The organism is Nocardia sp. NPDC127606, from assembly GCF_042671725.1.
Classification (GTDB): Bacteria; Actinomycetota; Actinomycetes; order Mycobacteriales; family Mycobacteriaceae; genus Nocardia.
This window is the reverse complement of the sequence record NZ_JBHXWQ010000001.1, coordinates 1,355,863-1,378,504: the sequence shown is the minus strand read 5'-3', so window position 1 is coordinate 1,378,504 and position 22,642 is coordinate 1,355,863. Positions and strand designations below refer to the sequence as shown.

Annotated in this window: 27 protein-coding genes; 10 read left to right on the top strand and 17 right to left on the bottom strand. The window is 66.6% G+C overall.

Features of this window, described 5'->3' with window-relative positions; translation table 11 throughout:
- Nucleotides 1-119 precede the first annotated feature (119 nt).
- Nucleotides 120-1,598, bottom strand: coding sequence for a sugar porter family MFS transporter (locus tag ACFVJ5_RS06520; protein WP_379218858.1), 1,479 nt, complete (start codon nucleotides 1,596-1,598; stop codon nucleotides 120-122).
- Nucleotides 1,599-1,842: 244 nt separating this feature from the next.
- On the opposite strand from ACFVJ5_RS06520, the gene ppk2 reads away from it, so the two are divergent.
- Nucleotides 1,843-2,778, top strand: coding sequence for a polyphosphate kinase 2 (ppk2, locus tag ACFVJ5_RS06515; protein WP_379218857.1), 936 nt, complete (start codon nucleotides 1,843-1,845; stop codon nucleotides 2,776-2,778).
- 5 nt (nucleotides 2,779-2,783) lie between these two features.
- Here the strand turns inward: ppk2 and ACFVJ5_RS06510 are convergent, their stop codons facing one another.
- Nucleotides 2,784-3,521, bottom strand: a complete 738-nt coding sequence (locus ACFVJ5_RS06510) for a hypothetical protein (RefSeq protein ID WP_379218856.1) — start codon at nucleotides 3,519-3,521, stop codon at nucleotides 2,784-2,786.
- Nucleotides 3,522-3,655: 134 nt separating this feature from the next.
- Here ACFVJ5_RS06510 and ACFVJ5_RS06505 point away from each other — a divergent pair, with 134 nt between their 5' ends.
- The 4 genes from ACFVJ5_RS06505 to ACFVJ5_RS06490 all read left to right on the top strand — a co-directional run bounded on the left by ACFVJ5_RS06505 (nucleotide 3,656) and on the right by ACFVJ5_RS06490 (nucleotide 6,281).
- A complete protein-coding gene (locus ACFVJ5_RS06505; protein ID WP_379218855.1) occupies nucleotides 3,656-4,273 on the top strand; it encodes an NAD-dependent deacetylase in 618 nt (205 codons plus the stop codon).
- Nucleotides 4,189-4,401, top strand: a complete 213-nt coding sequence (locus ACFVJ5_RS06500; protein WP_379218854.1) for a hypothetical protein — start codon at nucleotides 4,189-4,191, stop codon at nucleotides 4,399-4,401. Before ACFVJ5_RS06505 ends, ACFVJ5_RS06500 begins: the two co-directional genes overlap by 85 nt.
- 9 nt (nucleotides 4,402-4,410) lie before the next feature.
- Complete coding sequence (locus ACFVJ5_RS06495) at nucleotides 4,411-5,067, top strand: CPBP family intramembrane glutamic endopeptidase (protein ID WP_379218853.1); 657 nt, start codon at nucleotides 4,411-4,413, stop codon at nucleotides 5,065-5,067.
- A gap of 65 nt (nucleotides 5,068-5,132) precedes the next feature.
- Nucleotides 5,133-6,281 carry a glycosyltransferase gene (locus ACFVJ5_RS06490; protein ID WP_379218852.1) on the top strand — a complete coding sequence of 383 codons (1,149 nt, stop codon included), beginning with the start codon at nucleotides 5,133-5,135 and terminating at the stop codon, nucleotides 6,279-6,281.
- 1 nt (nucleotide 6,282) lies between these two features.
- Here the strand turns inward: ACFVJ5_RS06490 and ACFVJ5_RS06485 are convergent, their stop codons facing one another.
- A complete protein-coding gene (locus ACFVJ5_RS06485) occupies nucleotides 6,283-6,981 on the bottom strand; it encodes a GNAT family N-acetyltransferase (protein ID WP_379218851.1) in 699 nt (232 codons plus the stop codon).
- 399 nt (nucleotides 6,982-7,380) lie between these two features.
- Between ACFVJ5_RS06485 and ACFVJ5_RS06480 the strand changes: the two genes are divergently transcribed.
- Nucleotides 7,381-8,127 carry a class I SAM-dependent methyltransferase gene (locus tag ACFVJ5_RS06480; protein ID WP_379218850.1) on the top strand — a complete coding sequence of 249 codons (747 nt, stop codon included), beginning with the start codon at nucleotides 7,381-7,383 and terminating at the stop codon, nucleotides 8,125-8,127.
- A 51-nt stretch (nucleotides 8,128-8,178) separates the two neighbouring features.
- Here the strand turns inward: ACFVJ5_RS06480 and ACFVJ5_RS06475 are convergent, their stop codons facing one another.
- Genes ACFVJ5_RS06475 through ACFVJ5_RS06465 form a run of 3 tightly spaced genes read right to left on the bottom strand, consistent with a single transcriptional unit; the run spans nucleotide 8,179 to nucleotide 9,852 of the window.
- Entirely contained in the window at nucleotides 8,179-9,015 is an 837-nt protein-coding gene (locus ACFVJ5_RS06475) for a DUF5753 domain-containing protein (RefSeq protein WP_379218849.1), read from the bottom strand.
- A complete protein-coding gene (locus tag ACFVJ5_RS06470; RefSeq protein WP_379218848.1) occupies nucleotides 9,012-9,542 on the bottom strand; it encodes a DUF6879 family protein in 531 nt (176 codons plus the stop codon). Before ACFVJ5_RS06470 ends, ACFVJ5_RS06475 begins: the two co-directional genes overlap by 4 nt.
- Nucleotides 9,523-9,852 carry a hypothetical protein gene (locus ACFVJ5_RS06465; protein WP_379218847.1) on the bottom strand — a complete coding sequence of 110 codons (330 nt, stop codon included), beginning with the start codon at nucleotides 9,850-9,852 and terminating at the stop codon, nucleotides 9,523-9,525. Before ACFVJ5_RS06465 ends, ACFVJ5_RS06470 begins: the two co-directional genes overlap by 20 nt.
- Nucleotides 9,853-10,910: 1,058 nt before the next feature.
- On the opposite strand from ACFVJ5_RS06465, the gene ACFVJ5_RS06460 reads away from it, so the two are divergent.
- Nucleotides 10,911-11,294, top strand: coding sequence for a hypothetical protein (locus ACFVJ5_RS06460; protein WP_379218846.1), 384 nt, complete (start codon nucleotides 10,911-10,913; stop codon nucleotides 11,292-11,294).
- On the opposite strand, the gene ACFVJ5_RS06455 is transcribed toward ACFVJ5_RS06460, so the two are convergent.
- The 8 genes from ACFVJ5_RS06455 to ACFVJ5_RS06420 all read right to left on the bottom strand — a co-directional run bounded on the left by ACFVJ5_RS06455 (nucleotide 11,274) and on the right by ACFVJ5_RS06420 (nucleotide 18,029).
- Nucleotides 11,274-11,495, bottom strand: coding sequence for a hypothetical protein (locus ACFVJ5_RS06455; RefSeq protein WP_379218845.1), 222 nt, complete (start codon nucleotides 11,493-11,495; stop codon nucleotides 11,274-11,276). The two genes, ACFVJ5_RS06460 and ACFVJ5_RS06455, sit on opposite strands and share 21 nt — an antisense overlap.
- 58 nt (nucleotides 11,496-11,553) lie before the next feature.
- The gene (locus ACFVJ5_RS06450) at nucleotides 11,554-12,792 is read right to left on the bottom strand and encodes an MFS transporter (protein WP_379218844.1); all 1,239 of its coding nucleotides are present in this window, start codon (nucleotides 12,790-12,792) and stop codon (nucleotides 11,554-11,556) included.
- 93 nt (nucleotides 12,793-12,885) lie between these two features.
- Nucleotides 12,886-13,173, bottom strand: a complete 288-nt coding sequence (locus ACFVJ5_RS06445; protein ID WP_379218843.1) for a hypothetical protein — start codon at nucleotides 13,171-13,173, stop codon at nucleotides 12,886-12,888.
- 24 nt (nucleotides 13,174-13,197) lie between these two features.
- A complete protein-coding gene (locus ACFVJ5_RS06440) occupies nucleotides 13,198-13,500 on the bottom strand; it encodes a hypothetical protein (RefSeq protein ID WP_379218842.1) in 303 nt (100 codons plus the stop codon).
- A gap of 52 nt (nucleotides 13,501-13,552) precedes the next feature.
- Nucleotides 13,553-14,113, bottom strand: a complete 561-nt coding sequence (locus tag ACFVJ5_RS06435; protein ID WP_379218841.1) for a DUF4334 domain-containing protein — start codon at nucleotides 14,111-14,113, stop codon at nucleotides 13,553-13,555.
- A gap of 15 nt (nucleotides 14,114-14,128) precedes the next feature.
- Nucleotides 14,129-15,793: a GMC oxidoreductase gene (locus ACFVJ5_RS06430; RefSeq protein WP_379218840.1), complete on the bottom strand. Its 1,665-nt coding sequence runs from the start codon at nucleotides 15,791-15,793 to the stop codon at nucleotides 14,129-14,131.
- Entirely contained in the window at nucleotides 15,790-17,238 is a 1,449-nt protein-coding gene (locus ACFVJ5_RS06425) for a flavin-containing monooxygenase (protein WP_379218839.1), read from the bottom strand. The genes ACFVJ5_RS06430 and ACFVJ5_RS06425 overlap by 4 nt, the downstream gene beginning before the upstream one ends.
- Nucleotides 17,235-18,029, bottom strand: coding sequence for an alpha/beta fold hydrolase (locus ACFVJ5_RS06420; protein WP_379218838.1), 795 nt, complete (start codon nucleotides 18,027-18,029; stop codon nucleotides 17,235-17,237). Before ACFVJ5_RS06420 ends, ACFVJ5_RS06425 begins: the two co-directional genes overlap by 4 nt.
- Before the next feature lie 139 nt (nucleotides 18,030-18,168).
- Between ACFVJ5_RS06420 and ACFVJ5_RS06415 the strand changes: the two genes are divergently transcribed.
- A complete protein-coding gene (locus ACFVJ5_RS06415; RefSeq protein WP_379218837.1) occupies nucleotides 18,169-18,828 on the top strand; it encodes a TetR/AcrR family transcriptional regulator in 660 nt (219 codons plus the stop codon).
- A 34-nt stretch (nucleotides 18,829-18,862) separates the two neighbouring features.
- On the opposite strand, the gene ACFVJ5_RS06410 is transcribed toward ACFVJ5_RS06415, so the two are convergent.
- Genes ACFVJ5_RS06410 through ACFVJ5_RS06400 form a run of 3 tightly spaced genes read right to left on the bottom strand, consistent with a single transcriptional unit; the run spans nucleotide 18,863 to nucleotide 21,079 of the window.
- The gene (locus ACFVJ5_RS06410) at nucleotides 18,863-19,495 is read right to left on the bottom strand and encodes a TetR/AcrR family transcriptional regulator (protein WP_379218836.1); all 633 of its coding nucleotides are present in this window, start codon (nucleotides 19,493-19,495) and stop codon (nucleotides 18,863-18,865) included.
- Between the two features lie 25 nt (nucleotides 19,496-19,520).
- Entirely contained in the window at nucleotides 19,521-20,609 is a 1,089-nt protein-coding gene (locus tag ACFVJ5_RS06405) for an NAD(P)-dependent alcohol dehydrogenase (protein WP_379218835.1), read from the bottom strand.
- Nucleotides 20,609-21,079: a DUF4334 domain-containing protein gene (locus tag ACFVJ5_RS06400; RefSeq protein WP_379218834.1), complete on the bottom strand. Its 471-nt coding sequence runs from the start codon at nucleotides 21,077-21,079 to the stop codon at nucleotides 20,609-20,611. The genes ACFVJ5_RS06405 and ACFVJ5_RS06400 overlap by 1 nt, the downstream gene beginning before the upstream one ends.
- Nucleotides 21,080-21,171: 92 nt before the next feature.
- Between ACFVJ5_RS06400 and ACFVJ5_RS06395 the strand changes: the two genes are divergently transcribed.
- A complete protein-coding gene (locus ACFVJ5_RS06395) occupies nucleotides 21,172-21,729 on the top strand; it encodes a TetR family transcriptional regulator (RefSeq protein WP_379218833.1) in 558 nt (185 codons plus the stop codon).
- 304 nt (nucleotides 21,730-22,033) lie between these two features.
- Nucleotides 22,034-22,642, top strand: a complete 609-nt coding sequence (locus ACFVJ5_RS06390) for a GDSL-type esterase/lipase family protein (RefSeq protein WP_379218832.1) — start codon at nucleotides 22,034-22,036, stop codon at nucleotides 22,640-22,642.

Sequence of the window (22,642 nt, the reverse complement as noted above, 5' to 3'; positions counted from 1 at the left end):
TCTGCGCCGGGTAGCCGTAGGCCGAATGCATCACGCAGCCTTCCTCGTCGAGGGATGAGAGCTGTCTGTGTCGATGACCGCACCCCGATGGTGACGATCTGGTGCGGCCTCGGGCCGGGTCAGGCGCTGGCGGTGGGATGTTCGTAGCCGGCGGCCTCGTCCATGTCCTCGAGCGACATCCCCTTGGTCTCGGGCACGAACTTGGCGACGAAGCCCAGCGACAGCAGCGCGAACACCGCGTACATCCCGTAGGCGAAGCCGAGCGAGAAGGTCTTCAGGCTGGGGAACGAGACGGTGATCGCCCAGTTCGCCGCCCACTGGCCCGCCGCGGCGAGCGACAGCGCGGCGCCACGGATCCGGTTGGGGAACATCTCCCCGAGCAGCACCCACACCACCGGGCCCCAGCTCATGCCGAAGAAGACGACGAACAGGTTGGCCGCGACCAGCGCGATCGGGCCGAGCGCACCGGTCAGATGCGGCTCCATGACGCCCTCGGCATCAGGCACCTGGTCGGCGCCGCCGAAGCAGATCGCCATCGTGGCCAGCGTGACGGTCATGCCGATCGAACCGGTCAGCAGCAGCGGTTTGCGGCCCACCTTGTCGATGAGCGCGATCGCCACGATCGTGGTGGCGATGTTGACCACCGAGGTGAACACGCTGATCTGGAACGACCGGGATTCCTCGAAGCCGACCGCCTCCCACAGCACGTTCGAGTAGTAGAAGATCACGTTGATGCCCACCGCCTGCTGGAACACCGACAGCATCAGCCCCACCCACACCACGGGATAGAGCCCACCCGTCGGACGGCGCAGGTCCTTCCAGGACGGCTTGGTGTCGCTGCGCAGGCTCTCCTCGATACGGCCGATGGTGAGCTCGAGGTTCTTCTCACCGAACAGCATCGACAGCACGCGCCGTGCCTCGGGGATCTTGTGCGTGGCGACCAGGTAGCGCGGCGACTCCGGGATCGTGGAGGCCAGCACGCCGTAGACCACCGCGGGCACCACCATGGACAAGAACATCCAGCGCCAGGCTTCGAGCCCGAACCACAAGACCTCACTCGCGCCACCCGCGAGGTGGGCGAGCACATAGTCCACCAGCAGTGCCAGGAAAATGCCCAGCACGATGGCCAGCTGTTGCAGCGATCCGAGCCTGCCACGGATCCGCGCGGGCGAGGTCTCGGCGATGTAGGCCGGGGCGATGACCGAGGCCACACCGACACCGACACCACCGATCACCCGGCCGACGACCAGAATCCAGACATCGGGTGCGAAAGCGGTGACCACCGCACTGACGAAGAACAGGATCGCGGCGATCTTCATCACCTTGAGCCTGCCGATGCGGTCGGCGATCCGCCCCGCGGTCATGGCGCCCGCGGCGGCGCCGAGCAGCGCCGAGGCCACGGCGAAGCCGAGAACGGCGTCGGCGACATCGAATTCGGATTGGATCGCCGAGACCGCCCCGTTGATCACGGCGCTGTCGAAACCGAACAACAATCCGCCCAGCGCCGCGACGGACGCGATCCGGATCACGCGGCTGCCCGAGGCCGGCTCGCCGTCGGGGAGAGCGGACCGGTCGGTGAAGGAGCCTCCATCATGCATCGGCGTCGTCCTCTCCACGGCGGGCAGCATTGCCTCGCGAGTAGCGGCGTGAGACCACAGTCTGCCCCGAACAAGGTGCTATCTGCAGGAATTGACGATAGCGAGCCCACATCGCCGTGTTGTCGTCGAGGAAATGAACACGCGCGCCGTGCCCGTTCGCAGTGCGGCGGGGTCGGCGTGGCTTCGCTGCGCTGGGCACCGCATGTTCATCTTCGCGACACGCACACCATTTAGCGTCACAGGGATGACCGATGTCGAGATTCGTCCGATCCCCCGTGATGTCAGCGAGATCGCCGATCTCGCGAGCGTCGTGAACCTGGCCGACACCACCGGATTCACCGTCGACGACAGCGACGACGACGATCCGATCCTGCTCACCGAACCCGGCGGTCTGGTCGTCGACACCTGGCGCGAGGGCTACCCCTACGACGAGCGCCTCTCGCGCCTGCAATACGACCTCGACAAGCGGTTACTGCAGATCGAACTGCTGAAACTGCAGAACTGGGTCAAGGCGACCGGTCGCCGCGTCGTCATCGTGTTCGAGGGTCGCGACGCCGCGGGCAAGGGCGGCACCATCAAACGCTTCATGGAGCACCTGAATCCGCGCGGGGCCCGGGTCGTGGCACTGGAAAAGCCCTCCGCGCGCGAATCCACCCAGTGGTATTTCCAGCGCTATGTCGAGCATCTGCCCGCCGCGGGCGAGATCGTGCTGTTCGACCGTTCCTGGTACAACCGCGCCGGTGTCGAACGGGTGATGGGTTTCTGCACGCCCGAACAGCATCGACGGTTCCTGTCGCAGGTGCCGCTGTTCGAACGGATGCTCGTCGACGACGGTGTCGACCTGGTCAAGTTCTGGTTCTCGGTCTCGCCGCTGGAGCAGCGCACCCGCTTCGCCATCCGCCAGGTCGACCCGGTGCGGCACTGGAAGCTCTCGCCGATGGATTTGGCCTCGCTCGACAAATGGGACGACTACACCGCGGCCAAGGAAGAGAACTTCGAGCACACCGACACCGACCACGCCCCGTGGATCGTGGTCAAGAGCAACGACAAGAAGCGCGCCAGGCTCAACGCGATGCGGCACGTGTTGAGCGGATTCGATTACGACAACAAGGATGTCGAGATCGTCGGCACCGCCGACCCACTGATCGTGGGCCGCGGGCGCGAGGTCATCGGTTCCTGAATGTGCTAGCGAGTCAAGGCGACTCGGTGCGCGTCGAGCATCAGCGTGGCGAGCTCGTCGCGCTCCGCGTCGTCGAGGACGTCGAAGCAGGGTGCGATCAGTTCGTCGGTCAGCTTCTCGGCCGCGTCCCAGCGCACCCGCACATCGTCGGTGACCGTCTCGAACGGTTCGGTCCAGCCGAGGAATTTCGCGTGGCCGGGTCCGTCGAGGATCGGGGAGCCCGCGACCAGGATCGCCTGCAGTGGGGTGAGGCCGTTGGCCATCACCGCGACCAGGTGCAGTCCGCCGCGAAGCTCGCGCAGCACATGGGTCAGCTGCAGCACCGCGGCCCGCCCGTCCTCGGGCACCGGCATCGCCCGCCAACCGGCGAACAGGGGCAATCCGGTCGAGGGTGCGGCATCGACCACGCGGCCCAGCAGGTACGCGAGCCGCTCGGCCTGCTCGAACGCGGCCAGTTTGCGTTGCCCGAAATCGCGACACGCGAGCATGTATTCCGCCGCGGCGTCGGCGGCGGGCATCGGCACCGATTCCCAGGCGGCACGCACGCATCCGGGTTCGAAGAAGCCGAAGGCGGCGGTCACCACGTCGGCGTCGACGTCACCGAGCACCCCGCCACGTCCTCGGGTGTAGGCGCCGTGGAACCCGGCCACCCCGGTCGTCTCCCCGAACGCCCTGGCCTCGCGCGAGATCATGAACGCCCCACCGAGTTCGAGTACCTGCCGTTTGACCGTTGCCGACGTCATTCGTCTGCCACCTTCCGCTGTTGTCCACTCCTGGCAGACTTTAGCGTTCCATAGCCAGATGGGGTAGCCCTTCGCGAGGACAACGACCGGAATCCCGTCGACCGCACCGCTCGACCGGCCCTAGTCTGGATCCCATGACCAACCAGCTCGTGGCGATCCTGTCCGGCGCCGGTGTCTCCACCGACAGCGGAATCCCGGACTACCGTGGCCCGGCGGGCCTGTGGCAGCGCGACCCCGACGCCCAGAAACTGGTCACCTACGACTACTACATGGCCGATCCCGACATCCGCCGCCGATCTTGGCTCATGCGCGGCGAACACCCCGCCTGGCGCGCTCAGTCCAACCCCGCCCACCAGGCCGTCACCGCGCTCGCCGCCACCGGGACGGCGGTGCGCGTGATCACCCAGAACGTCGACGGGCTGCACCAGCTCGCCGGCCTGCCCGACCGCAAAGTCCTCGAACTGCACGGCAACGCCCGTACGGTGCTGTGCACGTCCTGCGACGACCGCACCACCACCGAGCAAGCCCTCGACCGCGTCAGCGCGGGCGAACCCGACCCCGCCTGCCTGCGCTGCGGCGGCATCCTCAAAACCGCGACGGTCATGTTCGGCCAAGCACTCGACCCCGAGTGCTCAGCCACGCCATGGCGATCGCCCAGGCCTGCACCGTGTTCATCGCCGTCGGCACCAGCCTGCAGGTCCAACCCGCCGCATCGCTGGCCGGTGTCGCCGCCGACCACGGCGCCCGCCTGATCATCGTCAACGCCGAACCCACCCCCTATGACGAGCTCGCCGACGAGGTCATCCGCGAACCCATCGGCACCGCCTTGCCCGCTCTGCTGGCAACGTTGGCCGCGACGAAGGCCGAGCACAGCGGCTAATCTCGGCAGATGACCGTCGACACCGGCCGCACCAGCCGGAAGACCTGGCTCACAGTCGAATTCGTCGCCCTCTTCTTCGGCCTGACCGGATCGTTCGCGGTGTTGCTGCGCGGTGTGAGCCCGCTGCCGTTCCTTGTGGTGATCACCGTCGGCATCGTGATCTATCTGCGCCGCACCGGATTCGACCGCCGCAGCTTCTGGCGAGCCGACGCACTGCGCCCCGCCCTGCCCGGCATCCTCGCGCTCTGGGCGATCTCGGCCCTCGCCCTCGCCGCCGCGGTAGCCGTGCTCCGGCCCGACTCGCTGTTCGATCTACCGCGCGAACGTCCCCTGATCTGGGTCCTGGTCCTGGTGTTCTACCCCCTGGTCAGCGTCTATCCGCAGGAACTGCTCTTCCGCGCGTTCCTGTTCCACCGCTACGCCCCGATCTTCGGCGACGGTCCGCGCATGATCGCCGCCAGCGCCCTCGCGTTCGGTTTCGCCCACTTCATCGTCGGCAACTGGATCTCGGTTCTGCTGAGCACGGCGGCCGGGGTACTCTTCGCTACCCGATATCGGCGGACCCGCTCGCTGCTCACCACCTCGGTGGAGCACGCTCTCTATGGCATCCTCGTCTTCACCGTCGGCCTCGGCGACCTGTTCTATCACGGGGCAGCGACTGCGTAGCGCTGCTCTCGATGCGACCAGGGCCGAGGTGAACTATCGGTGGCGTTGCGTCGTAGTGCTGCAGGGTGGGGGTCGAGACCGCGGCCGCCGAGGACGATGACGGAGACCGGATGCGAGTGCTGTTCGTGGCGATGCCGCTGATCGGGCATCTGTTCCCGATGATGCCGCTCGCCGAAACTCTGCGCGAGCGCGGGCACGACGTCATGGTGGCCACCGGTGGGGACGCGGCCGCGGTGGTGCGGGCGCAACTTCCCGTCGCCGATGTCGCCCCGCCGATCGACTATCTGCGTGCCGCGGTGCGGGGGCTGGGCAGGCATCCGGTGCTGGCGTTGCGGTCGGGGCAAGGGATGGCGGACGCGCGCGGCGGTGCCCACGTCTTCGCGGTCACCAATCGGCCGATGATCGAGCCGCTGCTGCGTGCCGCCACCGAGTTCGGGCCGCAGGTGATCGTGCACGAGCCGTTCGCGTCCGCGGCGGCGATCGTGGCCGACCGACTCGGAGTACCCACGGTCCTGCACAACATCGCCCTCGACAACGGCACCGTCATCCGCCGCGAACTGCTGCGATTGCTCACCGACGCCGCCCTGCCCGCACCGGCGAGCACCCTGTCCATCGCCCCACCCAGCATCGTCCGGGTCGACGGGCGGCCGTTGCGCTACACCCCGTACTCCACCCCGGGCGCGGACACACCCGCGTTCCTGCGCGAACCGTCCACGCGCCGACGCATTCTCGTTACCCGCTCGACCATGCTCGGCGACGGTCCGGACACGATGCTGCGTGCGATCGTGCGCGCCGCCCCGTATGTCGATGCCGACATCGTCATCGTGCGACCCGATCGAAAGACAGTGCGCAACACCGCACTTCCCGCCAACATCCGCACGACCGGGTGGATCGCCCTGCACGAAGCTCTGCCCCACTGCACTGCCATGGTCAACCACGCGGGAGCCGGTTCGGTCTATGCCGCCCTCCTCACCGGGGTCCCCCAGATCTCCACCCCCGCACCAGGCGACCGAGCGTGGAACGCGCTCTCGGTGCAGCGACGCGGCGCCGGACTGTCGGTGCCTGCCCGTTCGATCACCGCCGCCCACCTCAACGCCCTGATCTCTGATCCCGACCTGACGGCCAACGCGCGTGCGGTCGCCGCCGAGATCGCCGCGATGCCCAGCGTCATCGACATCGCCGACGAGGTGACCCGATCGGCAGGCACCCGTTGACCTACGGCGCTTGCACCAGCGTCAGCGTCGACTTCTTCCGCACGGTGAATCCCAGCGTCTCGTACAAACTGATCGCCGTCGTGTTGTGTGCGACCGCGTGCAGAAACGGCGTCTCACCCCGCGCGCGGATTCCGGCCCCGACCGCCCGAATCAGCCGCGAGGCGATCCCCCTGCCCCGGAATTCGACATCGGTGCACACCGCGCTGATCTCGGTCCACCCCGGAGGATGCAGCCGCTCCCCCGCCATCGCCACCAACCGACCGTCGACCCGCAGCCCGAGATAGGTGCCCATTTCGATGGTGCGCGGCGCGTACGGGCCCGGTTCGGTCCGCGCGATCAGCTCCAAGATCTCGGGAACATCAGCGGCAGTGAGCCTTTCGAGCTCAGGATCGAGGGCAACCCGCAATCCCGCACCGTCCATCTGCACGGTGTCGAACTCGGCGAGCACCGCCCAGTCCGCCGGCACCACATGCCCGATCCCGCGGATTCCAGCACTGCCGCCCGACCCGAGCGCAGCGCCCAGATCAGCCCAATCCTGCTCATCCAGCACCGCCGGATGCCCGACGAATCGCGCCACCTCCGGCTCATAGCGCCCGATCCGGCCCGTCCACCGCGCGAAACGACTGTGCTCGCCCCGCAACGAAGCCCGCACCGGATCATCGAGCGGATGCACCGCGATATCGACGTCGACGGTCAACACACTCTCCTCACCAGGCAACCCGACCGGCAAAACGTTAGCCGAGCACACAACCACCGGTCACCGTTTGCACTCACCACGATTCCGACCCTCGGCCTCGAGCACATCCCGCAGCGAGCGGACCGAGTCAGTGTTCGGCGAGCGAAAGCTGGATATCCAGTTCCAGCAGGTATTCCCTCGTGAGATAGCGGCCCACACACAACTTCTGGCCGACCTGAACCATGAACGCTCGACAGTGCTGCAGAGCTTGGACCGCCTCGCCCGAAGCCTCGAATCTCGAAGCAGCCGTTCAGAGCGAGCCCGAACACGACTTGGGCTGACGCCATGTGTACTCGATCACTTCGCCTGGGGAAACGGCTCAGATCCTACGTCCAACCTGGTCGCTCGAATTAGCGTCTGATCATGACCGGGCCATCGCCGACCTCATCGCCACGGAATCCGCACTACACCCTCCCCAATGAGTGGGATTGCGCGAACGAACGCCTCGCGCTGCTCGGCGCGGCCTATGACGCTGAGAGCATCGCGCTTGCGCGGCGACTGGGCGTAGGTCCGGGATGGCGATGTCTGGAAGCCGGGGCCGGTGGCGGCTCGTTCGCGCGATGGCTATGCGATGCCACATTGCCAGGTGGTCGAGTCCTCGCGGTAGACACCGACCCACGCCACCTGACCGACCTTCCCCACCGCGGCGGCGAAGTCGCCCGGATGGACCTCGTCACCGACGAACTCCCCGAAGGCGCATTCGATTTCGTCCACACACGATTCGTGCTGCTCCACATTGCCCAACGAGACATTGTTCTGCAGCGACTGACCCGGGCACTGGCACCAGGCGGCGTTCTCCTGCTCGAGGAAGGCGACGGCCTCGGTGTCCTCCACGAAATGCCCGGCGCATTCGGAGAGGTCTGGCGTGCCTTCGCGCGCTCGACCGAGACCGCAGGCGCGAACCAGGCCTGGGCTCGGAACCTGCCCGCACAACTCGAGGCTGCGGGGCTCATCGACGTTCGGGCAGAGGCGGAGATTCCGATGTTTCGCGGCGGTTCACCGATGGCGCGCATGTGGAACCTCACCTGGGCGCAGATCCACGAAACCTCGGTAGCACTCGATGTCTCACCCGAGGTCATTGCCGCCGCGCAGACCGAAGTTGTCGGATGAGCGGCGATGGTTCTATGCCCCAGCCACGGTCCGCGCATGGGGCCGAGCTCGCTAACGGCGCGCCCGGACAGCCTCACCGATCAACTCACGGGCACCGACACCGAACACAGCCTGGTCGTTCAACACCGCGAACATCCGCTCGTACAGGGCGATCTCACGCGGCTGCGTCACTGACAGCTCCGCGGTGACCGTCTCGACCTGAACGAGCCGCTGATCGAAGATCGCGAACCCGTTCGTCGCTGGACCCTCGTACGTTGAGTTCATCGGCACCACACCCACCACGACACGTGGCAGTGACATCAACGTCAGCAACCGATCCAATTGCCCCAGCATCACCTGATCGTCAACGACTGTCGTGTGAAGCACCTGCTCGGCGATGATGAACGAAAACCGGCGGTCACCGCGGTACAGCACCCGTTGACGTTCGACCCGCGCTGCGACACCGTCGGCGAGATCATCGGGGATGCCGTAGAAGCTGATGATCTTCGACAGGATCCCTTCGGCGTACTCGGCGGTTTGCAACAGGCCGGGCACGATCGTCGGCTCGTACCAGCGCATCGACCGGGTGTCGCCTTCGAGTTTCACCGACATCTTCTGACGGCGTCGCGTCCCGGCGCCGAGCAGGCGTTTCCACTCCATGTAGGCCGCTTCGATATTGCGCACAGTCGCGATGAGGTCGGGGAGTTGATCGGGACGACCGGTGTGTTCGCACCAGGCTTGCAGGTCAGACTCGGACGGAGTTTGTTTGCCGTACTCGGTGCGCGAAACTTTGGATTCGTGCCATCCGGCGAGCTGTGCGAGCAGGCGGGCTGTGATGCCGGCGTCGCGACGAAGCTCCCGGAGTCGAAGTCCGAGAGCTTCGCGCGCTTCATCGACCGAGTTGGTCACCGCGCACCGAGGGTGAGGTAGTCGGAGTGCGGCACCGATGCTTCCCAGACGAGGTCCCGCACCCGCACGCAGTACGCCACGATTCGCGGGTCGGTGGTCAACGCGCCGCCACGCCATCGCCCGTCCGGTTCGAATACGGTGAACGCCACCGAGTTCCGGTCGAACAGCCACCAGTCGTCGACGGTCAGTTGCTGGGTGTCTATCTCGTGGCGGGACAGGTACCGAATCTGTTCGCCCGCGGCGGCGTTCTGGTGGGAGACCTCGAGAAGCCAGCGGGTGTAGTCGGTGTGCGGGACCGTGACCACGCGCGCCCGCCGAACGGCCACCCCACGCGCCGTGGTCTCCTCGACCAGGTCCAGCCATCCCCGCAGCCACGAATAGTTGTCAGCGGGACCGCCGTTGAGGAAGTCGCGGAACGGTTGCGTCTCGTCGGGGGTGTTGTAGGTGTCTTGCACCTCCAAATGAAATGCCTCCTGGCGGGCGGACCTGAGGAGGTTGTCGAACGCTTCACCTTCCAGCAGAAGCACCGTAGAACTTCCTCTCGCACTTCGGGACCTCGATCGCTGTCTCTCCTGGCGCGAGATCCAATTGATCCAGCGTGGCACGGTCGATCACCGGTCGGCCGGTCAGGGTGAAGGTTCCCCGTCCGGTGTCGGTCATCGTCGCGCCGACGAAGGTGTCCGGCTCGGCGAATCCGAGGAGCAGGTGCGGAATCTCGATGACGGCCGAGTCGCTGGTCTCCCACCCTTGCACGATGTAGGCGCCCGTGTCCGTCGCGAGCAGCGCGGGGCACCCGCCACCGCCGCTTCCACCATTGCCGAGGAACTTCAACTGCATGACGTACCGTCCTGTCGAGTCGAGTCGAGTCGAGTCGAGTCGTGTGCACAAACTTGCGCACCATCGCTTCAGCATCCCTGGACTGGTCATTAGATGCTAGCCATTGAAGTATTTGGCGCAAGTTCACGCAAGTTTGTGGTGCCATTGTCCCGTTGCTTCGTAGCTTTGAGCCACCCCGCTCCGAGACATCCGAGGTGGCCCTTGAGTATCACGCCCGAAACCGAGATCTTGGCCGCGCTGAAACCAAGCGGCGCAATGAGGTTGCAGTGCAAGGACTCCGCGTTCAAGAGCCCACGCAACGACTGGCAGTTCACACCCCCCGGCCGGACGGCGGCGGCCCGGTGAACGCTTTCCTGCTGTGCGGTCGTGACCCCGGCCCACTCACCGCTGTGCAGGCCCATCGGGCGATGCAGGTCCATTTGGAATGCGCGGTCGACACGTGCCGGTGTCGGCGGCGTGCCCGAACCACCCTGGTCGAGCAGAAGCGGATGGTCCTCGATGAACGCGCACAACAGATCAGGGGCTCGTGATGAGCGAGGATCACCTGACTCACTGCCAGGACTGGATTTTGACCAGCTTGTGCCAATTCTCCCCGACAGCGCCGATCACGACTCCTGACCTTGCCTCGAAGTTGAGCCACTCGGTAGGGCGCACCGAGGTGTACCTCGAACAGTTGGTCGCGATGGGATTGGTTCGTGTGCACGAGGTTTCGGGCGAACCAGCTTGGCGTCCATCATCTGACGGTCTTGCGATCGGCACCGTCGAGTAGATCGCCGGTGACCGCAAGTGCGGGCGCTGAGCCCTTCTAAGGCGTGTAGACCATATGGATTCGGGAAGCGGACCGTAGCCGGGCAGATCACTGTTCACTGATAGCTCCTCCGTATCAGGCCCCATCCTGGTGAAAGTCCCACGAGATGTCCGCGAGCAGAGACAAGTCCGAGCGTGACGATGAAGACACTGCTGTAACAACGGTTTTCAACGCGCCACCGCTGTTTGACCCGTCGCGACGCGGGCATTCGCACTGAGCAAGGACAAACCTCTATTGGAGGGACAGTGTCGTGTTCACACATCTACGAGGGGCCGTGTTGGTCGGGCTGCTGGTTGTCGCCGGCTGCGCTACCAGCACCGAGGCACCTGATCCCGGTTTGCCACCGTCGACCGAGGGCGCGCCTGAAATCTCCGATGAGGCTGCCGCGCACCTGTGCCAGATGATGGCCCCGGATCTCGACAATTGGCGTGCGCAGGGGGTCACGGTGGCGCGCGTGTCGTTCAACGCCACGGTGCAGAACTGGGCGGTGCGCAGCGGTGGCATCAATGTCGCGGTGGCTCGCAATCGCGAGGTGATCGATGCCGTCACCCAGCAGCACTGCGCTGATGTGCGTCAGCAGGCCGTGCAGGCCCTGGATGTGCCGGATCTGGCCTCAGCGCTCGCCGGAGTCTGAGACGCCTGCGTCGGAAATCGCGGCGGGCGAGGTGTCCTCAGGCCCACGGCGTCGGTCACGCAAGACCAGCACGCCCGCCGCGACCGCCCAGATCACCGCGAACGCGACCGCACGCATCAGACTCCAGTTGACCATCAGCATCACAAGGGCGACGCCGCCGAACAGCGTCAACAGCCGGGCGGTACTCGTCTGACCTTTCATCGCCAGATCATCGCACGGTCCCAGCGTCCTGCCACGACGAGCTGTCACCACAGCTCGGTCAGCTCTCGACCCGCACGACCTCGTCGCGAACCGCAGGCCGACGGGTGGCCCAAGCCAGCGCGGGCACGATCAGCAGCGCGATCCCCGCACCGAGGAACGCCAGGCCGGGGTAGTCGGCGAATGCCACGATGACTCCGGATCCCAGCCCACCACCGGCGCCCGCGACAGCGATCCCCACATCGACGGTGCCCTGTGTCCGCGCACGGGTGGCGACCGGCGTCGCATCGGCGATCATCGATGTCCCCGCGACCAACCCCAGATTCCAGCCCACCCCGAGCAGCCCGAGCGCCACCGCCAGCGCCCCGACCGAACTCGGCGGGGCGAGCGCGGCCGCCAAACCAGCCGCGACCAAGGTGGCCGCGGCCGCCACGGCCACCAGGCCCGGCCCGAACCGATCCACGAGCATCCCCGACAGCAACGACGGCAGATACATCCCCGCGACATGCACCGCGATCACGAATCCCGCCGCGCCGACCCCATGCCCGTGATGCTGCATATGGATCGGCGTCATCGTCATGACCGCGGCCATCACCAGCTGCGTCACCACCATCACCGTCGTCCCGGCCACGATCGGCGCCGACCACCGTGTCGGAGCGTCCGTCACGACCACCTCGCCGGGCGGTTCGGCGATCGCGCGGGCGAGCACGAGCGGGTCCGGCCGCAACATCACCCACAGCACCACAGCCGCGAGCACATACGCCACCCCGGACAGCACGAACGGACCGGAAAGCGCGGGAATACCCCAGCTCACAGCCATATTCGACATCGGTGTCGTCAGGTTCGGCCCGACCACCGCACCGACCGTCGTCGCCACCAGCACCGTGCTGATGGCGCGCGCCCGATGGGCGGGCTGCGCCAGATCGGCGCCGGCGTAACGCGCTTGCAGACTCGTCGCGGTGCCCGCCCCGTACACGATCAGCGACACGAACAGCAGCGCCAAGCTCTCGGTCACCGCGGCCGCCACCACCCCGAAACTTCCCAGCGCACCGGTCAGATAGCCCAGGGTGAGGCCCGCCCGTCGACCCGCCCGCTGCGAAATCCGACCCACCCCGACCGCCGCCGCGGCCGACCCGACCGTGAACATCGCCGCGGGCAACCCCGCCAGCCCGGTCGACCCGAGCATGTCGCGCGCCAGCAACGCCCCGACGGTGATGCCCGCGGCAAGCCCCGCGCCACTGAAGATCTGCGCCGCGACCAACACGGCCAGCGTGCGTCGTTGCGCGGGGTGCTCGCTCATGGGCGTCATCATCGCGGCAAAGATGGACGCCGGTCCAGTCGTTAGCCACAGAAAGGTCCAGCGACGACGAACCGGCCTCTTCCAGACACGCCGCTAGCGCAAGTACGGCCCCAGCTTGATAGTCACCTCGGACCCGACATCCTCGATCGAAGTGATCGGCCACACCCGCCCGGGCAGCATCGTGCCCGCGGCCGTGGCATAACCGACCACGTCGAGGGCCGCGGCCCCGTCCTCGTCCTGCAGAATGCCGGCCTCGGTGCGCACCCCATCGGAGAACACCACATCGAACTCGTCGGCCATGCGGTCGGCGCGCACCACCACACCGGGGAACAGATGCGAATAGTCGACGATGATCCGTCCCGGCTCAGCGCGTTCGTTCATCGACGTCCTTTCCGAGATCTGACCTCAGTGACCACACGGATCGGTGAGGTGCAGCCCCTCGCTGACCTTGATCCGGCGATGCTCGGCGAGCACGATCCCCACCCCGAACAGCAAGCACACACCGGTGAGGATTCCGGCGATCACCGCCCATCCGACGAAGCCGGAACCGGCGGCCGTCAAGGTGGCCGCGAGCATCACGATGCCGACTCCGACGAGGAACAGCCCCGGCCAATTGAGCGAGTCCTGAATCGACTCACCCGCGTGTGAACGCGTCGTGCGCTCAGTATCGGGAAACTTGTGTTGATGGGGATCGATGTAGTCGGTCATGGCACGGCCTCCTTCCGACGAGAGCTCTCCGTCTTCGGCGCGTACCCCCGATTCAATCGGGCAAACGGCCAGAATCACTCGAGTTTTCCCGGACGAGCACAAAGAAGTACGGCTCGGGGAAATTGCGGTAGTCCATCAGGCCCAACACGGTGTCGTCGTCGATCCGGCGGAACACATCGATGATCGGCAGATGGTCGTAGACCATCGCGGTGGTGACAACCCCACGGTGCTCGACCGCCCGCAACCGCGCCCGGTAACCGCGAGCGCGCAACGCCGGTTTCAGCACCCCGAGCAGCCCCCGACCCCGGTCCACGACCTTGCTCGGCACCTTCCCGACCAGGCCCAACGGCACCCGTTGCGGATCGACGGCGAAAATATCGCCCGACGGGCCGCGAAACAGCAGCGGATGCACACTGTCGGGACCGTCGAACTGCTTGCCGTACCACCCCGACGCGACGAGCAAGCCGTCCATCGGGTGTCCGGTGCCCAGCTCGCGACCACTCCATCGGCCGCTGAGCTGGTCCGCGGGCACCGGCTCGAGACTGTCGAACAGAGCCAGCGCGTCCTGTCTGGAACAGGCGGGTTCGAGTGCGGTAAGTCGGTCGATCGTCATGAAGATCCTCTCGCCTCAGGCGGGCAGTCGCAGCGCGCCGGGCGCGGAAGCGGGCACAGCGGGCTGTTCCGGGACAACCGGACTGATCCGCTCGTACGCGGCACCGAGATCCGGACGCGGATCCGGCTCACCCTTGTTCGGCCAGAACGCCATCGCACGCTCGGCCTGCGCGGTGATGGTCAGCGACGGGTTGACGCCCAGATTGGCGGTGATCGCACTGCCGTCGGCGATGTGCAGTCCCGGATGGCCGTAGACACGCTGATACGGGTCGATCACGCCGGTCTCGCGGGAGTCACCGATCGTGCAGCCGCCGATGTAGTGCGCGGTCGCGGGGATATTGAAGATATCGGTGGCGATGTTGCCGGTGATGCCGTCGGACTCGGCCGCGTAGCGGCGGGCGATGTCGTGCGCCATCGGAATCCACTCCGGGTTCGGCTCCCCGCTGCCCTGCTTCGTCACCAACCGCTTGCCCTTCAGATACGAGGTCAGCGAATTGTCCAGCGACTGCATGACCAGCAGGATCACCGACCGCTCCGACGCACCGTGCGCATTCTGCGAACGCAGGAACTGCACCGGATGCAACACCATCGACAGCAACAACCGCAGGAACCGGAAGGCGCCACCGTCGATCATCGGCACCGTCTGCAAGAACAGCGCGTTCTGCCCCTTGCCGTAGGTGCACACCTCCACATGCGTCTGCGGTTCCGGATGAATGGAGGACGTGATCGCCACACCCTGGGCGAAATCCCGCCGGGACTTGCTGGTGACCCCGATGATCGCCTCGGAATTACTGCGCGTCAGCTCACCGACCCGCGCGGACAACTCCGGCAGCGTGCCGTCGCTACGCAACTTGTGCAGCAACTTCTGGGTTCCCAGCGCCGCCGCCGCGAACACCACCTGCTGGGCGGTGAACGTGCGACGCTGCTTGCGCACCCAACCGTTGGACTGCACCGTCTCGACGCGATAACCGCCCGCACCGTCGGGCGCGACCGAGGTCACCGTGGTCAACGGATGCACCTGCGCGCCGTTGCTCTCGGCCAGGTGCAGGTAGTTGAGCGTGGTGGTGTTCTTGGCGTTGTGCTTGCAGCCGGTGAAGCACTCCGAGCAGTGGATACAGCCCGCCCGGCGCGGACCCGCGCCCCCGAAGTACGGGTCATCGACCTCGACGCCTTCGGAACCCTCGTTGAAGAACACACCCACATGGGTGCGATGGAAGGTATCGGCGACCTTCAGATCCCGCGCGACCTGCAACAGCACGTCGTCCTTCGGCCCGATCCGCGGGTTCTCGACCACGCCCAGCATCCGCGCGGCCTGGTCGTAGTACGGCGCGAGCTCGGACTTCCAGTCGGTGATGTGCGCCCACGCACGATCGCGATAGAACTCCGGCAGCGGTTCGTAGAGCGTGTTGCCGTAGATCAGCGACCCGCCGCCCACACCCGAACCGCTGAAGACCAGGCACTTACCCAGCGCGCTGATCCGCTGCGGCCCGGTCAAGCCAAGGCGCGGCGCCCAGATCGCCTTGGGAATGTTCCAGTTCGTCTTCGGAAAGTCCTCGGCATTCCAGCGCCTACCGGATTCGAGAACACCCACCCGGTAACCCTTCTCGGTCAGCCGCAGCGCGCTCACGCTGCCACCGAAACCGGAACCGACGACGATCACGTCGTAGTCGTAGTCACTCATCGCGACACCACCTCATAGTCGGCGGGATCGAACCGCGCCTGCTTCTTGTATTGGATTCCCAGTAGTGGCCAGTTGGTTGTGATCCGGCCGTCGGCCTGGCGATACCACGACGAGCAGCGACTCCACACGCTGCCGCCGAGCTGCGCCTGGATCCGGTCGTCGTAGGCCTGCTCCACGTCCGGACGGACGGTCAGCGCCCGCCCGGACGCCGCGAGATGAGCGACGTAGTCGGCGAGGTACTTCGCCTGCGCCTCGAGGAAGTAGATGATCGAGCCGCCACCGGTATTGGTGTTGGGCCCGTACATGATGAACAGGTTCGGAAACCGCGGCACGGTCATGCCGTAGTAGGCGTGCGCGCCGCTGTCCCACTCCTGCGTCAGCTCCCGGCCCTGCGCGCCGGTGATCGTCATCGGCGCCAGGAATTCGGTGCTGGTGAAACCGGTCCCCCAGATGATGACGTCGACCTCGTGATCACGCCCGTCCGCGGTGCGCACACCCGAGGAGGTGATCTCGGCGATCCGCTCGGTGGTCACCTCCACATTCGGTTCGGTCAGCGCCGGAAGATAGTTGTCGGAGAACAGAATTCGCTTACACCCGACCGGATAGTCCGGCCACACCTTCTCGAACAGCCCCGGTTTGGCCTTGGTCTGTCTGCGCATGTGCCACTTCGAGACAGCCTTGATCGCGGCGGACAGCGGCTTGGAGTACACCCAGGCGACGCTGAGCCCTTCGACGACGCCGTACCAGGTGCCACGTTCGGCGAGCTCGGTCACCGGCAACTTCTCGAACACCCGGTGATGGCGCGCCGAGAACTCGCGATCGGGGCGCGGGATGATGTAGGGCGCGGTCCGCTGGAACAGCGTCAGCTTCTCGGCCTGCTGCTGGACCTCGGGAACGAACTGGATCGCACTCGCCCCGGTACCGATCACAGCGACGCGCTTACCCGTCAGATCCACCTCGTGATCCCACTCGGCGGAATGGAAACTGGTGCCTGCGAAGCTGTCGCGCCCCTCGATCGCGGGCACCGAAGGCCGGGAGAGCTGGCCCACCGCCGACACCAGCACATCGACCACCACGGTGTCCCCGCCGCCGAGCCGGACCGTCCACTTGCCGGTCGCGTCGTCGAACGCGGCGCCGAGCACTTCGGTGCCGAAGCGGATGTGGCGGCGGACATCGTATTTCTCGGCGACGTGCCTGATGTAGTCGAGGATCGCGGGTTGCCGCGAGAATCGGTGCGGCCATCGTGGATTCGGCTCGAAGGAGTACGAGTAGAACGGGGACGGCACATCGCAGGCCGCACCGGGGTAGGTGTTCTCTCGCCAGACGCCGCCGACATCGTCGGCCTTCTCGAACACGACGATGTCGTCGAAGCCGCGCTTCTTCAGTGCGATGACGGCCGCCAGGCCGCCGAACCCGCTGCCGATAACTGCGATGGACGGGGTCATGGGGTTCCTTCGAGAACGAGACGAGCGCAGGTTTCGGGGTCATCGCTGAACGGGAGGTGCCCGCAGCCGGGAAGGTCGACGTGCTGCGCGAACGGCAGCACCACCCGGGCACGGGCGCTCTGGGTGCGGTGCACAAGCACGACATCGCGGGTGCCCCACGCGATGGTCACCGGAATCTCGCCCAGCGAGCCACGGTCGTCGCCGGGGTCGAGCACATAGTTGCCGAAGTCGTCGCGGGCGGCGGCGAAGGACATGGCGCCCGCCAGCCCGGCCAAATCGGTGCGAGCGGCCTCGGGATCGACGCGAACCGGGCGGCCGAACATGGACGAGAGCAGGACAACGCGACCGGCGGGATGCTCGACCAGCCGATCCAGCGCCGGTCCGGCGACCCGAGCGGCGCCACGCATGCTGGTGAGCAGGCCCTGCGTCCACCGCCGTCCGATCGGCCCGTAGAAGCCCACCGGCGAGAACGCGGTGACCCCGGACGCGACCCCGGCGCGGCCCAGTTCGAGGGCGATCCCGCCGCCCATCGAGCTGCCGACCACGTGGGGGCGTCGAATCTCGTTGTCCGCCAACCATTGTGCGAGCCAGGTGGCATAGCCACGCGGACCCGGTCGCACAGTGTCCAGCGCGGGTGAGTCACCGAAGCCCGGGAGATCGATCGCGATGACCTCGTGCTGCTCGGCGAGCAGATCGATGATCGGTGCGAAAACCTGCCAGCGGCTGCCGAGACCGTGCACCAGCACAATCGGCGTACCACTGCCCCGGCGGAGGTGGGAGATCTGCGTCATCGCAGCCCTTCGTCGAATAAACAGTTACTGCGTACGGTTTCTTGATTGCACCAGCTCCATCGGCCGTCGTCAAGAGGTGACGGCCGACACTTTTCACTCAATCTACCGAATCTTGTCGGCAGCACGTACGATTTCTCAGGTGACCGTGCAACCTCCACGCCGCACCCAGGCCGAACGTCGGGCATCCACCCGCGCCAGAATCCTGGCCTGCACCGCCGAATGCCTGCTAGAACGCGGCTACGCGGCCACCACCGTGAGCGCGGTCCAGGAACGCGCCGGCCTCGCCCGCGGCACCGTGCAGCACCACTTCCCCACCAGAGCCGAACTGCTCATCGCCGCCACCACCCAGGTCGTCGACACCCGGCTCGAGAAATTCCGGCGCGAAGCAGAACTTCTCGCGCCCGGTCGCGACCGCCTGCAATCCGTCGTCGACCTCGCCTGGCGCGACCTCAACAGTCCCGCCTTCTTCACCGCACTCGACCTCTGGGTCGCCGCGCGCACCGACACCGAACTCCGCGACCAGCTCGTCATCGAGGAACGTCGCGTCTTCACCGAAATGCGCAGGCTCTACCTGCAGGTGCTCGGCGAACCGTACGCCTCGGATCCGCGGGCCGAGGTCCTCGTCGAATTCACCATCGACCTGCTCACCGGGCTCTCGATGACCGCCATGCTCACCGGCACACTCGGCGAACGCGAGGCGGTACTGCGCCGATGGAAGCGGGCGCTCGCCGTACTCATCGGCCAGCTTCCCAGCGAGGAACTGCTCGACGGAAGTCCACTGCCGGCAGTGTTGCACTGAGCGCTCGCGCTCCGCGTGAAAGGCGTTGCGACCCCTAGTCGCCCGTCGTCTCGACCCCGGACAACCCGTTCCAGCACAACGAGACAACGGTGTCGACCGCATCACCCTTCGGAATCGGACGACCCGTGTCCAGCCACTGCCGCGCCGCGAGGTGGCTGGCGCCCACCACGCCGAACGCACACGCGTAGGCACGGACATCGTCCATCCCCGCCGCACGCAGCTCAGCGCTGACCAGCACCGCGCACTCGCCCATGGCATTGCGCACCCGCCACCGCACACACGGCTCGCTCGGCACCGGTGACTCGAAGACCAACGTGTGCCCGCCGGCGTCCTCGTCGACGAAGTCGAAATAGGCCAGCACCGCGCGACGCACCTTGTCCTCTTGACCGTTCGCGTCGGCCAGCGCGTCGCGGATACCGTCGACCATCCGGTCCAGATAGCCCTGCAACACCGACAGATACAGATCGAGCTTGCTCGCGTAGTGCGTGTACAGCACCGGCTTGCTCATCCCGGCCCGCACACCGATGTCGTCCATGCTCGCACCGTGATACCCGTGGGCGACGAAGACCGCACGCGCGGCATTGAGCACCGTGAGCCGACGCTGGGTGCGGGCCGCCGTCTCGGCGCCCTCATCATCGGTCTGGATGTCGTTGAAGAGAAGTGTCATGGCGCGTCCGGGGATTCGAGGGTGTTCACCATGTGAGCACCGGCTTGACGACAGTGCCCGCACGCTGATCGGCCAGCGCGGCGCCGACCTCGGCATGCGGATACCGGGCGATGAGACGCTCGGCCGGGAACCGACCGGCCGCGTACAGATCGAGCAGGTGGGGAATGAAGGTGGCGGGCACGCTGTCTCCTTCGAGGCAGCCGCGAATCGCCTTGCCGTGCAGCACGAGATCACCGACATCGATCGGCGGTGTGCCACGCCCCAGCCCCACGGCCACCACCGTCGCCCCCACCGCGAGCGCGGCGACAGCATCGGCGAGTACGGTGGCGATGCCGGTCGTATCGAGCGCATGTGTCGCGCCGCCGTCGGTGAGTTCACGGATGCGCGCCGCCGTCGGCCCGTCGGCAGGATCCAGCGCGGCGTCGGCACCCAGCTCGACGGCCAGTTCCCGCCGCGCAGCCGATGTTTCGACGACGACCACGCGCACGCCGGGAACTGTCCGGGCGGCCAGCAGACCCGCCATCCCGACCGCACCCGCCCCGTACACCGCAACCCACGAACCCGGCTCCGGCCGCAATACGTTGAGCACCGCGCCCGCACCGGTCTGGAATCCGCAGCCGAACGGCGCCGCCACCGTGAGGTCGATCGCGGGGTCGACCACGATCGTGTTGTCCTCGGTGGTCAGCGCGTAACCGGCGAAACTCGACTGACCGAAGAATCCGTCGAGGATCGGGGATCCATCGACCAGGGCCCGGGGTGTGTCGTGTGCGCGGCGCCCGAACTGGTTGAGCGCGGTCGCCCGGTGGCAGTACGCAGGCCGATCGGCCGCGCAGTTGCGACAGGTACCGCAATGCCGGAAGGTCAGCACGACATGGTCACCGGGCCGGACCGTACGCACATCGGACCCGACCGCCGCGACGACTCCCGCGCCCTCGTGTCCGAGCAGGATCGGTCGATCCGCGGCGCCCGCGCGACGGGTCACCAGGTCGGTGTGGCAGATCCCCGCAGCGACGATCCGCACCAGGATCTCGCCCGCGCGCGGCTCGTCGACCTCGATCGGCTCGATCGAGAACTCCGCGCCCGGATCGCGCGACAACACTGCCGTTGTGCGCATCAAGAGACCCGTTCCAGCAGGAAGTAGAAGTATTCGCCGTGCGCGAGAACCAGTTCGGGGCGCCCGTTCATGATGCCCATCAGGGTGGTGTCGTCGAGCCACTTGAAGTGGTCGAACACCGCACGACCGTCGTAGACCATGGTCGCGGTGACCTCACCGCGGAACTCGATGTTCCACAGGGTCGCTTCACCCTGTCCCAGTGCGACATTGGAGAACAGGGTGCCGTCCTCGGCCCGGCAGATCAGCGGCTTCGCGTCGTCGAGAGCATGGAAGTTCTTTCCGTACCAGCGGCTCGCGGGCAGTGCGCGGCACAGCGGGTGACCGGTCTGAAAGGCGTCGCCGCGCCATTCGCCGAGGATGTCCTCCGCGCGCGCCGGGCGTAGCCGGGTCCACAGCTGGTCCAGCTCGGCGGTCGTCACACCGTCCGACTGCTCCTTGAGCTGCTGCCACCGTGGTTTGTCCGCGCTCATCAAGCCCTCGTCTCACAGAGTTCAGAACCATTCGGTTCACAGTGGACCATAGTTCCGAACCAGATGGTTCGGCAAGAGGTAGGATTCGGCGCATGCGTGCGGCAGGTCAGGCAACCAGGGAGCGAATACTCACGGCGGCGAAAGCCGAGTTCGCCGAATTCGGCGTCGCCGGCGCTCGGATCAACCGCATCGCGGGCGCCGCACACGCCAGCAAGGACCGGCTCTACGCCTACTTCCCCGGCAAGAACGAGCTCTACGCCGCCGTCACCGAACGCTGGACCACCGAGACCAGCAGCGAAGCCGCCATGTCCGCCGACGACCTACCGGCCTATGCCGGCCGGCTGTTCGACCACTTCGTCGCCCACCCCGACAACGCCCGTCTACAAGCTTGGGCCGAACTCGAACCATCCGGCGACATTCCGCAAGCTCTGCGCCGCACCATCGACGCGAAGATCACCGAGCTCCGCCGCGGTCAGCACGAAGGCCTCGTCACCACCGATATCCCCGCCCCGATCATGCTCCGCATGCTCACCGATCTGACCCGTACCTCAGCCACCCATGCGAGAACCGGATCCACCGACGACGGTCGTCTGGCGGCGCAGCGTGCGGCGGTGGTGGCGGCCGTAGCGCGAATGGTCGCCCCGCCGTAGCAATCGGCGCACTCCCCCACTACGGCAGGCCCACCCCCTCTCCTCCTTGTGTGTTTGAAGACCGTGAGTGGATCGAGTTGGTGGGCGATGAGAGGTGCTGGATTGACATAGTTAGATGCATATATCGCAATATCGAGATTAATATGACCATAGAACCCTTGCCGAGGCGTCAGCGACTCCCATCCCTTCCCGCCGCGATCGTCCGCACATTTCAAACCCCTTCTGCCCCTTGGCCTGCTCGCTCCCCCGCTACTGATCAGACCTACCATCGAAGGCCACTCCCCCACCTCGTACAGTTGCCCGAATGAACGAGGATCTGCGCATCTGCTTCATCGGCGACTCCTTCGTCCAGGGCATCGGCGACCCGGATTACCGCGGCTGGGTCGGCCGCGTACTCACCGCGACCGGCCCCGGCATCACCGCGTTCAACCTCGGCATCCGGCGCAATACCTCCGCTGATGTCCTGCGCCGCTGCTGGCGAGAGGTCGAGCCGCGCGTCCTGCCCGGCACCGACAATCGCCTGGTGATCTCGTTCGGCAGCAACGACGCGGTCGTCGAGGACGGCGACGTCCGGGTGGGCAGGGCCCAGTGCCTCGACAACCTAGCGACCTTGCTGACCGACAGCCGGGAGCGTGCGATCCATCCACTGGTGGTCGGCCCACCACCCGTCATCGACGGCGGCGAGGAACACCTGCGGCGCACCGCGGAACTCGCCGACGACATGGCGGAGCTGTGCGGCTCACGCGAGGTGCCGTTCGTCGCCACCACAAGGCAATTGGCCGACGACCCCATCTGGACTCGCGAAGCCATGGCCGGCGACGGTGCCCACCCCGGCAGCGGCGGCTACCAGCGCCTGGCCGAGCTCATCCTCGACGGACCGTGGCACTCCTGGATCGCCCGGCCCACGCCGTGA

Coding starts and splice junctions, on each gene's coding strand:
- ACFVJ5_RS06520 (WP_379218858.1), bottom strand. CDS start 1,598: ATGCATGATGGAGGCTCCTTCACCGACCGGTCCGCTCTCCCCGACGGC.
- ppk2 (WP_379218857.1), top strand. CDS start 1,843: ATGACCGATGTCGAGATTCGTCCGATCCCCCGTGATGTCAGCGAGATC.
- ACFVJ5_RS06510 (WP_379218856.1), bottom strand. CDS start 3,521: ATGACGTCGGCAACGGTCAAACGGCAGGTACTCGAACTCGGTGGGGCG.
- ACFVJ5_RS06505 (WP_379218855.1), top strand. CDS start 3,656: ATGACCAACCAGCTCGTGGCGATCCTGTCCGGCGCCGGTGTCTCCACC.
- ACFVJ5_RS06495 (WP_379218853.1), top strand. CDS start 4,411: ATGACCGTCGACACCGGCCGCACCAGCCGGAAGACCTGGCTCACAGTC.
- ACFVJ5_RS06480 (WP_379218850.1), top strand. CDS start 7,381: ATGACCGGGCCATCGCCGACCTCATCGCCACGGAATCCGCACTACACC.
- ACFVJ5_RS06465 (WP_379218847.1), bottom strand. CDS start 9,852: ATGCAGTTGAAGTTCCTCGGCAATGGTGGAAGCGGCGGTGGCGGGTGC.
- ACFVJ5_RS06455 (WP_379218845.1), bottom strand. CDS start 11,495: ATGAAAGGTCAGACGAGTACCGCCCGGCTGTTGACGCTGTTCGGCGGC.
- ACFVJ5_RS06450 (WP_379218844.1), bottom strand. CDS start 12,792: ATGAGCGAGCACCCCGCGCAACGACGCACGCTGGCCGTGTTGGTCGCG.
- ACFVJ5_RS06445 (WP_379218843.1), bottom strand. CDS start 13,173: ATGAACGAACGCGCTGAGCCGGGACGGATCATCGTCGACTATTCGCAT.
- ACFVJ5_RS06440 (WP_379218842.1), bottom strand. CDS start 13,500: ATGACCGACTACATCGATCCCCATCAACACAAGTTTCCCGATACTGAG.
- ACFVJ5_RS06435 (WP_379218841.1), bottom strand. CDS start 14,113: ATGACGATCGACCGACTTACCGCACTCGAACCCGCCTGTTCCAGACAG.
- ACFVJ5_RS06430 (WP_379218840.1), bottom strand. CDS start 15,793: ATGAGTGACTACGACTACGACGTGATCGTCGTCGGTTCCGGTTTCGGT.
- ACFVJ5_RS06425 (WP_379218839.1), bottom strand. CDS start 17,238: ATGACCCCGTCCATCGCAGTTATCGGCAGCGGGTTCGGCGGCCTGGCG.
- ACFVJ5_RS06420 (WP_379218838.1), bottom strand. CDS start 18,029: ATGACGCAGATCTCCCACCTCCGCCGGGGCAGTGGTACGCCGATTGTG.
- ACFVJ5_RS06410 (WP_379218836.1), bottom strand. CDS start 19,495: ATGACACTTCTCTTCAACGACATCCAGACCGATGATGAGGGCGCCGAG.
- ACFVJ5_RS06405 (WP_379218835.1), bottom strand. CDS start 20,609: ATGCGCACAACGGCAGTGTTGTCGCGCGATCCGGGCGCGGAGTTCTCG.
- ACFVJ5_RS06400 (WP_379218834.1), bottom strand. CDS start 21,079: ATGAGCGCGGACAAACCACGGTGGCAGCAGCTCAAGGAGCAGTCGGAC.
- ACFVJ5_RS06395 (WP_379218833.1), top strand. CDS start 21,172: ATGCGTGCGGCAGGTCAGGCAACCAGGGAGCGAATACTCACGGCGGCG.
- ACFVJ5_RS06390 (WP_379218832.1), top strand. CDS start 22,034: ATGAACGAGGATCTGCGCATCTGCTTCATCGGCGACTCCTTCGTCCAG.